At 56.7% G+C, this 13,827-nt stretch carries 12 protein-coding genes and 4 tRNA genes; 6 read left to right on the top strand and 10 right to left on the bottom strand.

What is annotated here, in order from left to right; translation table 11 throughout:
- The first annotated feature begins 8 nt into the window (after positions 1–8).
- The gene (locus FIV08_RS06495) at positions 9–1,016 is read left to right on the top strand and encodes a hypothetical protein (RefSeq protein ID WP_152437739.1); all 1,008 of its coding nucleotides are present in this window, start codon (positions 9–11) and stop codon (positions 1,014–1,016) included.
- A gap of 23 nt (positions 1,017–1,039) precedes the next feature.
- Here FIV08_RS06495 and FIV08_RS06490 read toward each other — a convergent pair whose 3' ends face one another.
- From FIV08_RS06490 to FIV08_RS06475, 4 genes are all read right to left on the bottom strand, one after another.
- Entirely contained in the window at positions 1,040–1,546 is a 507-nt protein-coding gene (locus FIV08_RS06490) for a shikimate kinase (protein WP_152439605.1), read from the bottom strand.
- A complete protein-coding gene (sstT, locus tag FIV08_RS06485; protein WP_152437738.1) occupies positions 1,546–2,766 on the bottom strand; it encodes a serine/threonine transporter SstT in 1,221 nt (406 codons plus the stop codon). The genes FIV08_RS06490 and sstT overlap by 1 nt, the downstream gene beginning before the upstream one ends.
- Positions 2,767–2,905: 139 nt before the next feature.
- Positions 2,906–2,982 (bottom strand) — tRNA-Met (locus FIV08_RS06480).
- Between the two features lie 97 nt (positions 2,983–3,079).
- Positions 3,080–4,417: an acetyl-CoA C-acetyltransferase gene (locus FIV08_RS06475; protein ID WP_152437737.1), complete on the bottom strand. Its 1,338-nt coding sequence runs from the start codon at positions 4,415–4,417 to the stop codon at positions 3,080–3,082.
- A gap of 189 nt (positions 4,418–4,606) precedes the next feature.
- Between FIV08_RS06475 and FIV08_RS06470 the strand changes: the two genes are divergently transcribed.
- Positions 4,607–6,013 carry a 3-oxoacyl-ACP reductase gene (locus FIV08_RS06470; protein ID WP_152437736.1) on the top strand — a complete coding sequence of 469 codons (1,407 nt, stop codon included), beginning with the start codon at positions 4,607–4,609 and terminating at the stop codon, positions 6,011–6,013.
- Positions 6,014–6,151: 138 nt separating this feature from the next.
- Here FIV08_RS06470 and FIV08_RS06465 read toward each other — a convergent pair.
- The 6 genes from FIV08_RS06465 to FIV08_RS06440 all read right to left on the bottom strand — a co-directional run bounded on the left by FIV08_RS06465 (position 6,152) and on the right by FIV08_RS06440 (position 8,900).
- Positions 6,152–6,227, bottom strand: a tRNA-Val gene (locus FIV08_RS06465).
- Between the two features lie 10 nt (positions 6,228–6,237).
- A tRNA-Asp gene (locus FIV08_RS06460) sits at positions 6,238–6,314 on the bottom strand.
- 50 nt (positions 6,315–6,364) lie between these two features.
- Positions 6,365–6,440 (bottom strand) — tRNA-Val (locus FIV08_RS06455).
- A 190-nt stretch (positions 6,441–6,630) separates the two neighbouring features.
- The gene (locus FIV08_RS06450) at positions 6,631–6,888 is read right to left on the bottom strand and encodes a hypothetical protein (protein WP_152437735.1); all 258 of its coding nucleotides are present in this window, start codon (positions 6,886–6,888) and stop codon (positions 6,631–6,633) included.
- A gap of 49 nt (positions 6,889–6,937) precedes the next feature.
- Positions 6,938–7,798, bottom strand: coding sequence for a DUF2846 domain-containing protein (locus FIV08_RS06445; protein WP_152437734.1), 861 nt, complete (start codon positions 7,796–7,798; stop codon positions 6,938–6,940).
- 145 nt (positions 7,799–7,943) lie between these two features.
- Entirely contained in the window at positions 7,944–8,900 is a 957-nt protein-coding gene (locus FIV08_RS06440; protein ID WP_152437733.1) for a hypothetical protein, read from the bottom strand.
- 173 nt (positions 8,901–9,073) lie between these two features.
- On the opposite strand from FIV08_RS06440, the gene purE reads away from it, so the two are divergent.
- From purE to FIV08_RS06420, 4 genes are all read left to right on the top strand, one after another.
- Positions 9,074–9,565 carry a 5-(carboxyamino)imidazole ribonucleotide mutase gene (gene purE, locus FIV08_RS06435; RefSeq protein ID WP_152437732.1) on the top strand — a complete coding sequence of 164 codons (492 nt, stop codon included), beginning with the start codon at positions 9,074–9,076 and terminating at the stop codon, positions 9,563–9,565.
- Positions 9,566–9,739: 174 nt separating this feature from the next.
- Entirely contained in the window at positions 9,740–10,858 is a 1,119-nt protein-coding gene (locus FIV08_RS06430; RefSeq protein ID WP_152437731.1) for a 5-(carboxyamino)imidazole ribonucleotide synthase, read from the top strand.
- 74 nt (positions 10,859–10,932) lie between these two features.
- Positions 10,933–11,511, top strand: coding sequence for a superoxide dismutase [Fe] (gene sodB, locus FIV08_RS06425; RefSeq protein WP_058091808.1), 579 nt, complete (start codon positions 10,933–10,935; stop codon positions 11,509–11,511).
- Positions 11,512–11,766: 255 nt separating this feature from the next.
- Positions 11,767–13,827 carry a putative bifunctional diguanylate cyclase/phosphodiesterase gene (locus FIV08_RS06420; protein WP_152437730.1) on the top strand — a complete coding sequence of 687 codons (2,061 nt, stop codon included), beginning with the start codon at positions 11,767–11,769 and terminating at the stop codon, positions 13,825–13,827.

The raw sequence follows: 13,827 nt of genomic DNA, 5'->3' as shown, positions 1-13,827 counted from the left end.
TAGCCCGGATGCTCAGGATTAACCGCGACAACCTTCGGTCCAGCCATCAGTTGATCTGGTTCCTTATCGATTTCCTGATGCTGGGCCTGCTGATCATCAACCTGGCCTTTATCATCTGGGATTCGATATACAGTTTCGTTGCGGTTCAGAACCTGCTGGAAGAAAGCCTCCCCGCCGTCAATGCGATCTATCAGCCGATCCATGAACGGTTTATTTTCTATGATCTGATCTTCGTCTCCATCTTCCTGACCGAGTTTTTTGTCCGCTGGGGCTACTCCGTCAAAGCCAAGGTCTACGACCGCTGGTATTTCTACCCGTTCATACACTGGTACGATCTGGTGGGCTGCATCCCCGTTGGCGGCTTCCGCTTCCTGCGGGCGTTGCGGATCATTTCGATCATCTACCGCCTGCACCAATACAAGATCATCGACTTCACCAGCACTCGCTTGTACCAGTTTGTGTCGTTCTACTATGAAGCCTTCATGGAAGAGTTATCAGACCGGATTGTTCTGAAGGTTCTGAGCGGCGTTCAGGATGAGGTAAAGCGTGGTTCGCCCCTGTTTGAACGGATCCAGACTGACATCCTGTTCCCGAGACGGTCGATGTTGTCGGATTGGTTATCGGAACGCGTCGCCCTGGCTGCGCAGCACGGCTACATCCCAAATAGAGGTGCCCTGCGAGTCTATCTGGAGGACCGTGTAGACAATGCCCTGAAGCAAAACCTCGAACTGTCGAGACTGAAATATCTGCCAGTGGTAGGCCCCACCATACAGGACACACTGGAAAACGCGGTTGGCGATATTGTTGCGAATGTGATTCACCAGATTCTGGAAGACCTGGCGTCTTCCACCAACCACGCTTTTATCGAAGATATTGTGAACGTGATGCTGCCGGAGCCGGGAGAAGTGAAAGGAACAGATCAGGAGCAAGAGGCGTTGATCAACCTCATTCTGGAAGTCATTGACGCCATCAAGGACCAGGTACGAGTGAAACACTGGCGTGCAAACCTGCCGTAACCCGTCCCACCGGACGAATACCTTCAGAGCTTGCGGATAATCGCCTCACACAACTGGTCCTGATTGAAGCCCTCCCCTTTTACGGTCAGGTCTGCATAGCGGGTATAAAGCGCGAAACGCTCCTCGAACAACTCGGCCAGAGACTGGTCCGGCCGCCGCGAAATCCCCCGAAGGCTGTAATCGCCAATGCGGTGAATCACCGTCTCCAGTGAAATGTCCAGAAACACCACGGTGCCGTTACGCTTCAAGTGCTGCATTGCAGCATCACTGTACACCGCACTGCCGCCGGTACTGATCACCTGATTCTGAACGTCCAGCGCCAGCAACACCTGCTCCTCGATCTGACGCAACGCCACATAGCCGTCCCGATCAACGATCTCCTGCAGGGTGCGACCGGCCTGCTCCTGAATCAGCAGGTCGGTGTCAGTGAACCCCATACCAAGGCGCTTGGCCACCAGCACACCGATGGTACTTTTGCCACTGCCGGGCATGCCGATGAAAATCAGGTTGCGGCCATTACGACCCACCATCACACCCGATCCTCCGCCGCACGGCAGGCGGCTGCGGTAAACAGGACATCCGTGGAGGAATTCAGCGCCGTTTCGGTGGAATCCTGTACCACACTGATCACAAACCCGATGGCCACGGCCTGCATGGCAATATCGGCGGAAATGCCAAACAGGCTGGTGGCCAGCGGGATAAGCAGCAAGGAACCACCGGCCACACCAGAGACACCACAGGCTGCAACGGCGGATACCACACAAAGTAACAGTGCCGTTGGTAAGTCAACCGGAATACCGAGCGTATGCGCTGTGGCCAGTGTGATCACGGAGATGGTAATCGCCGCCCCGGCCATATTGATGGTTGCACCCAGCGGAATGGAAATCGAATAGGTGTCCGGATCGAGCTTTAGACGGTCACACAGATTGAGATTCACCGGAATGTTGGCGGCAGAACTGCGAGTAAAGAAAGCAGTAATCGCGCTCCCCCGCAGGCAGGCAAACACCAGAGGGTATGGGTTGCGGCGCGTGTAAGCAAAAACAATCAATGGATTGGTAACCAGCGCCACAAACAGCATGCAGCCCACAATCACCGCCAGCAAATGACCATACTCGAGCAGGGCCGCCACACCTGACTCCGCCAGGGTATTGGCGACAAGGCCAAAAATGCCCAAAGGTGCCAGCCGGATGACCACCTTCACGATACCAGAAATGGCTTCAGACAGATCGTTCAGAACCGTTCTGGTGGCTTCGCCGGACTGCCGCAACATCAACCCGAGGCCGATGGCCCAGGCCAAAATGGCAATGAAATTGGCGTCCATCAGTGCCGTGACCGGATTGGTAACCACGCTCAAAACCAGATTCTGCAGAATTTCGACAATGCTGCCCGGCGGATTACCGGTCACTTCCGGCATATCCAGGGTAAGCTCAGAGGGGAACACAAAGCTGGCAACCACGGCCACCACCGCCGCCAGCAGGGTGCCAACCACATACAGAAACAACACCCCGCGAATGTGGGTAGGTTGCCCCTTCTGGTGGGCGGCAATAGCCGACGCCACCAGTACAAATACCAGAATCGGCGCCACGGCTGTCAGAGCCGAAATAAACAATTGCCCAAGCAGCGATACCGAGCGCGCCGCCTCTGGCGCAATAATGGCCAACAGTATGCCGGCAACAATGCCGATGGTAATTTGCGGGATCAGGCCCAGTTGCAATAAAGGGCGTAGGAAAGCGGGCAGCCGGCTGGACATGTAAAAGCTCCTGTTCGTTGACTAAGGGGCCGTCCACCAGGCGGGCACACCCATCGGCGACCTTCAGATCGGTATATCGTATTTTTTGGATACAAAAAGCAAAAAGGCAGATCAGTTAGTACTGATCTGCCTTTTTTATTGGTAGCGGGGGCTGGATTCGAACCAACGACCTTCGGGTTATGAGCCCGACGAGCTACCAGACTGCTCCACCCCGCATCAAACTGGTTGTTTACCGGGTCACCCCGATCAACGTGGCGCGAATAATACGGCGTGAAGTTGCCCCTGTCAAAGGAAATTACGGTTTTCCCGTAACTTAGCGCTCCAGAATCGCCGTCACGCCCTGACCGCCCGCCGCACAGATGGAAATCAGGCCTCGACCACTGCCCTTTTCTTCCAGCAATTTGGCCAGGGTTGCGACGATACGACCACCGGTGGCGGCAAACGGGTGCCCGGTTGCCAGACTGGAGCCTTTCACGTTCATCTTTGCCCGGTCAATACTGCCCAGCGGCTTGTCCAGACCCAGGCGCTCCTTGCAGAAGACCGGATCTTCCCACGCCTTCAGGGTAGACAATACCTGGGCGGCGAAGGCTTCGTGAATTTCGTAGAAGTCGAAATCCTGCAGGGTCAGACCTGCCTTCTCCAGCATACGCGGCACGGCATAGGCCGGCGCCATCAGCAGGCCCTCTTTCTTGTCCACGAAGTCCACCGCTGCCACTTCAGAGAACGTCAGCCAGGCCTTCACTTCCATATTATTGGCCTTGGCCCACTCCTCACTGGCCAGCAGCACACAAGAAGCGCCATCCGTCAGTGCGGTGCTGTTGGCAGCGGTCATGGTGCCGTTCTCACGATCAAAACAGGGTTTCAATGTAGCCAGCTTTTCAAGGGTGGTATCCGGGCGCAGGATGTTATCTTTATCCAGACCCGCCATCGGTGTCAGAAGATCCTCAAAGAAGCCTTCGTCATAGGCCTTGGCCAGCTTCTGGTGGCTTTCCCAGGCCAGGCGATCCTGATCCTCACGGGCAATATTCCACTCCTTCGCCGTGACCTGACAGTGATCCCCCATGGACAGTCCGGTACGCGGCTCGCCATTCTCCGGAATCTCCGGCATCAGATGGCCCGGGCGGAAACGGCCGAGAATCTTGAGGCGTTCCTTGGCGGTTTTGGCACGGTTCAGGTCCAGAAGAATTTCCCGCAAGCCCTCACCCACACCGATGGGCGCATCCGACGTGGTATCGGTACCGCCGGCGATACCGCATTCAATTTGCCCAAGAGCAATTTTGTTCGCCACCAGAATGGCTGCCTCAAGCCCGGTACCACAGGCCTGCTGGATATCGTAGGCCGGCGTTTCCGGCGCCAGGCCCGAGCTCAACACCGACTCACGGGTAAGGTTGAAGTCCCGGGAGTGTTTGATCACCGCGCCAGCGACCACCTCGCCCAGCCTCATGCCCTGGAGGTTGTAGCGATCCACCAGACCCCGAAGCGTGGATGTCAGCAGCTCCTGATTACTGATTTTGCTGTAGGCGGTGTTGGAGCGGGCAAATGGCGTGCGATTACCGCCAATAACGGCAACGCGGCGAATGCCGGGCGCCTTTTTGGTAGCCCGAGAACCGGATTTCGTGCCAGTACGAGTGGTTTTTGGTGCCTGTGCCATAGCAAACTGTCCCTTCAGTGGTGATCATAAGTGGTTTGATTCAGGTTAGCCCAGAGTCTAGCGCCTGGCGCCCGTTGCTCATTGGCAACTCTGACAACGCCATGACTGAGTTGAGTCAATCCAATAACTGGCAGAAGCTTTACCCTTTGGGCTATTTCATACTCAACCAAACTCACAAGGAAGAACATCATGTCTGACCTCTACCTGAAACTGGTTAACACTCCGGTTGGCAAAACCGCTGCACAGTCGCTGGGCTTGCCCTCCCCGGCGCCCCTCAACCGCCTGAAGCGGGTCGACCAGCCATTTATTGAAGGCGACGTATTGATTGGTGCAGGCGCCGGTGCCCGCGCTATCGCCACGCTCGGCTCAATCATTGGCGCCAGCCCGGCGGGCCTGCACCATGCCACGGGCATCGAAACCCTGGCGGACTCCGCTCAGGCGGGCAACAAAGCCAAGGCGCTGGATGTGTCCGGCGAAGTGAACGGAAAGTTCTCAGCTCTGGTATTCGATGCGACCGGTCTCAAAACCCCTCAGGAACTGCGCGCCCTGTACGACTTTTTCCATCCGACCATCCGCAAACTGGCGTCCAATGGCCGGGTGCTGGTGATAGGCCAGGACCCTCACACCTGCCGGAAGGCACCCCAGGCCGCCGCCCAGCAAGCCCTTGAAGGCTTTGTCCGCGCCGTTGGCAAGGAAATCGGCAAGAAGGGCTGCACGGCCAACCTGGTATGGATGGCTCCGAACGCCGAGAACCAGCTGGATTCCACGGTTCGCTTCTTCCTGTCTGCACGCTCGGCTTATGTTTCCGGCCAGGCGGTGCGTATTGGCGAAGCAGAGGAGGCCAAAGCCACCAACCCGGTGGCTCCGCTGGCCGGCAAGGTAGCCCTGGTCACTGGCGCCTCCCGGGGCATTGGCGCAGCCATTGCAGAAACCCTGGCCCGTGACGGCGCAACCGTTATCGGCCTGGATATCCCCCCGGCATTGGAGGAACTGCAGAAAGTAACCGACGCCATCAAAGGCAAGGCACTGGCCTGCGACATTACGGAAGAAAAGGCACCCAAGCTGATAGCAGATTTCATCGAAAAAGAAACCGGCGGGGTTGATTTTGTGGTTCACAACGCCGGCATTACCCGCGACAAAACCCTCGGAAACATGCCAGAGCACTTCTGGGATATGACGATCGCTGTCAACCTGACCGCTGAGGAACTGATCGATGAAGAACTGGCCGAGCGCAAGCTGATGCGCGACAACGGCCGTATTGTGTGCATTTCCTCCATCAGCGGCATTGCCGGCAACTTCGGCCAGACCAACTATTCCTGCGCCAAGAGCGGTGTGATCGGTTATGTGGAGTCTATGGCGAAGCACCTGAAAAACGGCATAACCATCAACGCCATTGCCCCCGGCTTCATCGAAACCCAGATGACCGCCGCCATGCCATTCACCATCCGCGAGGCGGGCCGGCGCATGAACAGTCTGTCTCAGGGCGGACAACCGGTAGACGTGGCAGAAGCCATTGCCTGGTACTGCAACCCGGCTTCTGCCGGCGTTAACGGCAACGTTGTGCGGGTGTGCGGGCAGTCGCTGATCGGCAAATGATGCCGGGCCTTGCAAAAGCCTGAACGACGAGAAACCGGGGGCATCGAGCTCCCGGTTTTTTTGTAACGGGGAAACGATCAGACTTTCCTTCAGGCGAAAAAAAAAGCAGATCCGCTTGGATCTGCTTTTTCTCACATCTGGTGGGTGGTGCAGGGATCGAACCTGCGACCCTCGCCTTGTAAGGGCGATGCTCTCCCAGCTGAGCTAACCACCCGGGAAAAAGTTGGCGGAGCGGACGGGACTCGAACCCGCGACCCCCGGCGTGACAGGCCGGTATTCTAACCAACTGAACTACCGCTCCGCATCGATTCAGCGCTGTAAATAAACGCCGAACCTGAAACCGCTTGAAAATGGTGGGTGGTGCAGGGATCGAACCTGCGACCCTCGCCTTGTAAGGGCGATGCTCTCCCAGCTGAGCTAACCACCCACTTCGTGGCCTTACTGTTCTTCAGGCTCAAAGCGGTCACTTGTTGCGCTTGGCGCTTGTTGATTCAGCATTGCTGCATCAACCAAGTGAGACGCGCATTTTAAGCATTTCACTCACCGTGTCAAATGTTTTCCGGAAAATTCATGAATTTTTTCTGACCCGGCATTACCTGAGCATTTATTAATCAAAATCAGGAGCTTGTGTGCCGTTTGCGCCCGCCAGGAAAGTCGCGCACCTCTCCGGTTTTCTGGCCCGCCTGCTCGCCCTTCTGACGCAACGCCAACTCACTGACTTTGTCTCGCCGTTCATTCGGAATCGCCTGACTGGCCAGCGAACGGTTGAGATCATCCAGCTTAACCCTGACATCCCGCCAGGACTCTTCCAGATAAGGCACCAGGCGCCTCGCCACTTTCTCGAATCGAACTACCAGATTATCTTTGAGCGACATTGTTTTTATCTCACCGAAGTCAACCAACTCCAGTGTAGACAACCCTCGCTCAGAAAATCCACCAGCCGCCGCCGGATTCCTCTTCACGCCGCTGCTTACGTTCCAATTCCAGCTTTGCGTAATCCCGCTCCAGCGCCTCCAGCTTCTGATCCGCCTCAAGGGGCTCTGTGGGGCCACCACCGAACGGCCAGTACCAGGAGGCAGACTCATACTTACCCTGCTGTTTCAGCTGCTCAACCTCAAGCTCCCGTTCTTCCTCCAACGCCGCCTTTCGCTTTTTGTAATCCATGTCTTCATTAACCTCAACAATGGAAGCACCAGCATGATTCGGCGCCAGCAGATCGCTGTTGAGGAACAGAGTCGAAACAATCTGACCAGACTGCATGGCGTAGTCACGGGTCACCAGCTGCAGATCGCCACTGGCCAGAGGATGATCCGGGTCCAGATCCGGATGGCGCCGCTCCGGCTCGGTCAGCTCGTTGTAACGCAGGTAATAGATCTTGCCGGGCTCAACCCGCAGCGTGGCATCGGCAATCAGGCTCAAGCTGAACGAATTCAGCCCCTCCAGCCCCAGCAGCGGCCTGCGCATAGCGATGTGACGCTGACCGGGTTTCACTTCAAGCCAGGTGTAACTGTTGTTGCGTATGTTGAAGTAGTGCTTGTCGTCTATGTAGACGCTGGGCGACTCGATCTCATCCGCAGCCCATTGGGAGTGAGTGCGGTAGAAGTAAAGAACAGCATTGCGCTGGTCCCAGGCATCGGTGTCGATATGGACAAAGTCATGCCCCGACACAGGGTGCAGGAAAGCTCCCACGCTCTTGCCAATAGATTGATAGATCGTACAACCGGAGAGCGCCACCACACACAACAGGGCGATAGCGTTCCGAAGGTAAGGCACTCGTTTTTTCATTGTTATGCACTCTTCATCCCTATCGAGTTAGCCGATGATATCAACTGCCACTCAATAGAAATGAGAGCTACCGCAAGGGATGAATACAAACCGTTACATTCACCCCCACACCCTGGAAGCCAAGCCTTCGGGAGAATAAAAGCGCCTAGTTTCCGGAAACCTGCGAGCGAAGCTGGTTTACCTCCTCCGACAGCCTGACCAGCCGGGAAGTAAGCTGAGACCGCGACGCATCCACCGCATCAACGGTTTTCTTGAGCTCAGACAGCTGATTCCTCAAAGCCCGGACCTCGCCGTCGCCCGCCATGGCGTCCACCTTCTGCTCCAGCGCGGCAATCTGGCCTTCCATGCCACTGACCCCCAGCTTCTGTTCCTGCTCAAACCGCCTTATCCGGCTCTCAACCACCTGATCCACATCCCCGATCTGTTGGCTCAGCCGCGTCAACTGCTGCGTCGCCTCCTGGTTGGCCCGCTCCAGCGAAGCAACGGAATCGTCAAGTCGCTGCCGCACCTGCGCCACATCTGCCGACAACCCCGTACGTGCCTGTTCCAACGATGCGGTCAAATCAGACGCAGCCTTGTTTGCCTGGGCAAGCTGATCATCAACATCCGACAGCCTTTGCTGGTGCTCATCAAGCCGCTTTTTGTTGCGCTCGTTGGCAATGACCCAGAGTTTACGGATTTCACTGTCTGCTGAATCCAGGCGCTTGTCATTAGCTGCAATCATCTCCTCCAGGGAAGCTCCCCGCTCCTGCAGCGACTCCCCGGTTTCCGATAACTCACCCTCAAAACGGGCCAGCGCCAGCTTACTCTGCCGAGCCCAGTAATCGGCCTCTTCCAGTTGCCCCTCGAGGGCTTCAATACGCTCATTCTGAACATACCAGCCGGCACCCGCTCCTGCGGCCACCACCACCAACACAAGCCACATCAACAACCCACCTCCCGGGCCGCCACCGCCAGACGTCTTCTCCGGTTTTGGGGGCTTTGGGGGCTTCTGCCGGTTACTGGCCGATTTACTCTTTTGCCCATCAGGTTTTCTGGGCTCGGCGCCACCAATAGGGGGCTCAGCTCTCAGCTCGTCATCGTCCGGGCGAATGGGTTCCATTACTACTCCTGAATCGGGATGGTCAAAATGTCAGCCACGATAATACCCGCACTTAACAATCCGTTAAAATGAAGCCTTTTAAAGATTACCGGAACCACGCCCGCGCTGTGTTGCATGGTAGGTAGGCAAAACATACAATGGCCGGCTTTCCAATTATCACAGGACAGTTGCATATGCAGCCGCTTGTAGGACTCATCATGGGCTCGAAATCCGACTGGCCCACCATGGAACACGCCGCCGACATGCTCGAAAAACTCGGCATCGCCTACGAAACCCGGGTGGTTTCCGCCCACCGCACACCCGACCTGCTCTTTGACTACGCCAAAACCGCAGCCGACCGCGGCCTGAAAGTCATCATTGCAGGCGCCGGCGGTGCAGCTCACCTACCCGGCATGGTTGCCTCCCAGACCTCTCTGCCAGTCCTGGGCGTTCCTGTACAATCAAAGGCCCTGAACGGCCTGGATTCACTGCTGTCTATCGTACAGATGCCCGGCGGCATCGCCGTTGGCACCCTGGCCATCGGGAAGGCGGGCGCCACCAACGCTGGCCTGCTGGCAGCACAGATTATTGGCACGTTCGATGACAACGTGCGAAAGGCCGTTGACGAATTCAGGACAACCCAAACACAAACGATTCTGGACAATCCTGATCCCAGAGATCAGTGAAGCCAACTCCCAAGGCTGGATGAGCAGTTCGGGGAAGGCTTTCCAAAACTGTGCGGAGCCATGGATGGCGGAGCCCAAGCGCCCCATGGATGGGCTTGAGCGTGTTTTGGAAAGCCTTCCCCGAACTGCTCACACCACCAATGTCAGAGCCGAAACAGTGGCAGGAGAAATTACATGAGAATTGGTGTACTTGGCGCCGGCCAGCTAGGCCGCATGCTAGCCCTCGCAGGCTACCCCCTGGCCAAAGACTTCGTGTTCTATGACATGTCCGGCAGCCCCAGCGCCGGTCTTGGCGAAGTGATCATCGACCGTGACGGCCAATACCTGGACGACTTCATCTCCCGGGTGGACCGCGTTACCTACGAATTCGAACACCTGCCCGTCGCCGTGGCAGAAGAACTCGCCAAACACAAACCCGTGCATCCCTGCCCCAGGGCCCTGGAAGTTTGCCAGAACCGCGAAGCCGAAAAGACCCTGTTCGGCCGCCTGGGCATCCCCACACCCCAATGGCAAATTGCAGACAGCGCCGAGTCACTCAAAGCCGCTGCCGAAGAACTCGGCTGCCCGGTGGTTGCCAAGTCCATCACCGAAGGCTACGACGGCAAAGGTCAGGCCGTCCTGAAAACACCGGAAGAAGCACAAGCCGCTTGGAGCAGCATCGGGCACCCACGGGTGATCGTCGAAAAGTTCGTCAACTTCAAACGTGAAGTATCGATTATTGCCGTGCGCGCCGAGGACGGCGACCTGGCCTTCTACCCCATCGCCGAGAACACCCACCACGAAGGCATCCTTCGTTATTCCATTGCTCCCGCGCCTGCCCTTCAGGCACACATTCAGCAAGACGCAGAGAAATACATCAAATCTCTGCTGAACGAATTGAACTACGTGGGCGTATTAACCCTCGAGCTTTTTGAAACCAATGACGGGCTGGTCGCCAACGAAATGGCGCCGCGAGTGCACAACTCCGGGCACTGGACCATCGAAGGCGCCATGACCAGTCAGTTTGAAAACCACATTCGCGCTGTCAGCGGCCATGCCCTGGGTAATGTGGAAGCCCGGGGGCTTAGCTGCATGATAAACATCATCGGCGAGCATGGAGACATTGAACGCATACTGGAACTGCCCTACGCTCATGTTCACCTCTACAATAAAGGTGAGCGCCCGGGGCGCAAGCTGGGGCATGTAAATATTCTGGCCGACAGCTATGAAGAGCTGGTTTGGCGGGTCCGGAACTGCGCACAGTTCCTGCCCGGCAGCCCCGAGTTTACAAGTACTCTTACACCAAGGGGTTGATTTAGCTCAAATCGCCCCTATATTGCTGTGACGTACACATTCAACATAAACAGAGAGACAGGGAGAACGACCTCATGGCATTTGAACTTCCCGCACTGCCTTACGAAAAAAACGCTCTGGAACCGCACATGTCCCAGGAAACCCTGGAATACCATTACGGCAAGCATCACCAGACCTACGTCACCAAGCTGAATGGCCTGATCGACGGCACCGATAATGCCAGCAAATCCCTGGAAGACATTATCAAGAGCGCGAGCGGCCCACTGTTTAACAACGCTGCGCAGGTATGGAACCACACCTTCTTCTGGAACTGCCTGAGCCCGAACGGCGGTGGCGAGCCCACTGGCGCTGCCAAAGAGGCGATCGAGAAGGCATTTGGTTCTTTCGAAGAGTTCAAGAAAGAATTCAACGACAAAGCCGCCAACAACTTCGGCTCAGGCTGGACCTGGCTGGTGAAGAAGGCCGACGGCAGCGTAGCCATCGTCAATACCAGCAATGCGGAAACTCCGCTGACCGGCGCTGACAAGCCGGTACTGACCGTTGACGTCTGGGAACACGCCTACTACATCGACTACCGGAACAGCCGCCCGAACTACCTCGAAGGCTTCTGGAACCTGGTCAACTGGAATTTCGTTAACGAAAATCTGGCCTGATCACAGAGTAGTGCCGTCGGAAGCTGCCCAGCCGCTTCCGCCTGAACGCCCGCCAGGTCAGCCTGGCGGGCGTTTCTGTATCCAGATGCGACAAAACCGCAACAAATCGATACACGCCCACCCATGATTATTTGAAAAAATCGGCCATACTCCATGCAGTTGCAAAAAATCTGAACCATACTGTCGTACACGGCAGGCCTGACCCTGGCGCCTGCACTCAAGAACAATCCGGACAGATGAGCCACAAGACTCGGAATGCAAACCGCCTTCAAAGTTGAAAATCACCTGGGATACCGAATCCTGCGCTGGGTGCTGATTGTCGCCCTGTTGACAGGCATCCTGGTCAGCACCGTTCAGGTTGTTCTCGACGCCAGGCGGGTATCCATGGAACTGGAACGCCAGGCCAACCAGACCATGGCAATGGTTCGTGACGCCGCCACCCAGTCCGTTTTCAGTATTGATGACACCCTGGCCCAGCAAGTGGTTGATGGCCTTTTCGCGCTGGAGCCCATTCACCTGGCTCGCATTTCTCACCCGGATGGCGACCAATTGGGCGGCCGGCTCAGGCCACTGCAAGACCGGGCATTCCGCCCCATTACCGACCCCATTTTCGGCAGCATTCGTGAATACCGCGAAAGCCTGCACCGAGGCACCAGCCCAGACACGATCTACGGCTACCTTGAAGTGCACTACGACACTGCCCCTATCGCTGAGAACTGGCTGAACCGCGCATTGATCACCTTTGGTTCGGGCATTGCACTGGCACTGATTCTGGGCCTTGTACTGTTCGTGGTGTTCCATCTGGTGCTTACCCGCCCCCTTTTACGCATTGTGCAATCCGTTCGCAAAGTCGACCCGGCACGGCCCGACGACCGGCTGATTGCGGTTCCGGACGGACATCGGGCAGACGAGCTTGGGCTATGGGTGAACGCCACCAATAATCTTCTGGTCTCTATCGCTGAGAGCCAGAAACGGCATCAGGAAGCCGAAGATCGGGTCAACCGCCTGGCACGCTATGACACTCTGACCGGGCTACCCAGCCGTGACGCATTCATGGAAGACCTGCAACACGACATCGTGTCTGCCAGGGAATCCCATGGCACACTGGCATTGATGGTTTGCGGCATTGATGACTTCAAATCCGTGAACGAGCAGTGCGGCTTCCGAACTGGCGACACCATATTGCAGACGGTCGCCAGTCGCCTGACCGCCAACCTGCCTTCGGAACGGTTCAGTGTTGCCCGGCTGGGCAGCGACCAGTTTGTCGTTGTCGAGAAGCGGCTTCGCGATGGATTTCAGGCAGCCGATACCGCCGAAAAGATTCTGGGCAGCTTCGCCACCCCGATCAACGCCGGCAACCATCGCATATCCATGACGGCTACCCTGGGTATTGCCCTGTTCCCCTCCGATGCTGACCAGGCCGACCGGCTTCTGCAAAGCGCCGAACAGACCATGGCACTGGCCAAACAGAACGGACACAATCATTTCCAGTTCTACGTTGCCAGCATTGATCAGGAGATCCGGGAGCGCAAACAGCTTGAGAAAGACCTGAGTAATGCGCTGGCAAACCACGAGTTCCATCTGGTTTACCAGCCTCAGATCAACCTCGAGACCAAACGCGTCATCGGTGCCGAAGCACTGCTGCGCTGGGAACATCCCGAGCGAGGCATGATTCCCCCTGATCACTTCATCCCCGTTGCCGAGTCCAATGGCGCCATCGTCGAGATTGGCCAATGGGTACTGGACCAGGCCTGCTGGCAAGCCGCTCGATGGGCCAGTGAAGGTTCACCCCTCAGAATTGCCGTGAACCTGTCTGCTGTTCAACTTCGCCAGGAATCCATTGTCGATGACATCCTGAACACCCTGAAACGCCACAACATTCCCGCCGGCCGGCTAGAGCTTGAGGTAACCGAAACCAGCTTCATGACCAATCTCAGCGATGCCGTGGCCAAGCTGCATCGCCTGCATCGGGCAGGCATCAGCATCGCGGTGGACGATTTTGGCACCGGATACTCGTCTCTCACCTACCTGAAGCAGATGCCGGTTCAGCACCTGAAAATCGACAAGCAGTTCATTCGGGACTTGCTGGTCAATGAGGAAGACACACGAATTGCCAACACCATCATTGACCTTGGCAAAAGTCTGAACCTCACCGTCGTGGCCGAAGGGGTTGAAACCGCCGAACAAGAGTACTATCTGAGCCAGCGTGGTTGTAAACTGGCCCAGGGGTACTTTTTCAGCAAACCACTGCCACCCAAGGAATTTGAGACGTTTGTACAGACTTTCCATGCCCGTATCGTGGAAAATAACGCCTGA

Origin of the sequence: Marinobacter sp. THAF197a (assembly GCF_009363275.1) — a bacterium.
Taxonomy (GTDB): domain Bacteria; phylum Pseudomonadota; class Gammaproteobacteria; order Pseudomonadales; family Oleiphilaceae; genus Marinobacter.
This window is presented reverse-complemented; position numbering and strand designations above follow the sequence as displayed.